Source organism: Bowmanella yangjiangensis (assembly GCF_017255015.1).
In the GTDB taxonomy this organism is placed as follows: Bacteria; Pseudomonadota; Gammaproteobacteria; order Enterobacterales; family Alteromonadaceae; genus Bowmanella; species Bowmanella yangjiangensis.
Genome location: NZ_JAFKCS010000438.1, coordinates 1 through 648 on the forward strand (window position 1 = coordinate 1; position 648 = coordinate 648).

Genomic DNA, 648 nt, shown 5'->3' on the forward strand with positions numbered 1-648 from the left:
CCTGGGAGCGTACCGACAAGGTCGAGGCACTGCGCGCCTCTGCCGGCCTGTAACCAGCGCCTGAAGAAAAGCCCCGCCAGCCTCGGCTGTGCGGGGCTTTTTCGTTCCTGACCCAGGCAAACCTCGGGGCGCCACAGGATAGAAGCTCAGCCCAGGCCCTTGCCCCGAGGGGCCGCCTCGCCCCCCCTCGTTTCGCGAGACAGGCCCAGCGCCGGCCTGCCGATTCGGAAACAACCTGCGGATCACTGACCCTGATCAAGGGAGTGGCTCAGCACCGCGAACCTCGTGAGCCATTGGCGGTCACTTCGAGAGAGACTCACGAGGAAAGACCATGATTCGCCAAGCCACCGTTCTCGGCCTGATGCTGGTCGCCGGGCTGAACGTCACCCCCATCCTGGCCGCCAAACCCGACGGCGACTGCGCCGCCAAGCGTCAGGTCATCCAGGAAAAGATCGAGGCCGCCCGCCAGAACGGCCACTCACACGAACTGCAGGGCCTGCAGCGCGCGCAGGGCAAGGTCGAGGCGCACTGCGATGACGCCGCGCTGCGCCAGGAGCGCCTGGCCGATGTGAAGGACGCGCGGCAGGAGGTCGAGGAGCGCGAGATGGATCTGCGCGACGCGATGGGCAAGGGCGACCAGGAGAAGAT

The 648-nt window shown here is 67.0% G+C and carries 1 protein-coding gene; it reads left to right on the forward strand.

Translation table 11 applies throughout. From position 1 onward, the window contains the following. Positions 1–331: 331 nt before the first annotated feature. Positions 332–648, forward strand: a 317-nt coding sequence (locus J0A65_RS25020) for a DUF1090 domain-containing protein (protein ID WP_206596933.1), incomplete at its 3' end; no start/stop codon positions are given.